General features: G+C 44.1%; 1 protein-coding gene. It reads right to left on the minus strand.

The features are described from left to right. Positions 1 to 293 (minus strand): helix-turn-helix domain-containing protein (locus JAO78_RS16715; RefSeq protein ID WP_226752490.1); only part of this gene is annotated, 293 nt, incomplete at its 3' end. Positions 294 to 354: the final 61 nt, after the last annotated feature.

The raw sequence follows: 354 nt of genomic DNA on the forward strand, positions 1-354 counted from the left end.
CCTTGCTCAGTCTGGCTATGTGATTCAATAAACTGGCCGAGTTGCTTTTGCTGTTTGGGAGTTAAATAAGGAATACGCCCTTTTGCTTTGCGTGCATCCAAGCCTGCAAGCCCCAATTCAAGGTATTGAGTCACCCAGTTATTGACGCTGGTACGGCTTATCTTCAATTGATTAGCGACCTGTGTACGGTTTTTACATTCAAGGAACTGAGCAATAGCGAGCAAACGCATGCGCTTACGCCCATTTTTCTCGGCGCGAGAAAGTATAAGGATGTCTTCAGCAGTATGATTCATAAGACTCAGAGTGTGATGATTTGGTGAGTACAATTAGAGCAGAAAACAAGATGGAATGGTA

The organism is Alishewanella maricola, from assembly GCF_016343785.1.
Classification (GTDB): Bacteria; Pseudomonadota; Gammaproteobacteria; order Enterobacterales; family Alteromonadaceae; genus Alishewanella; species Alishewanella maricola.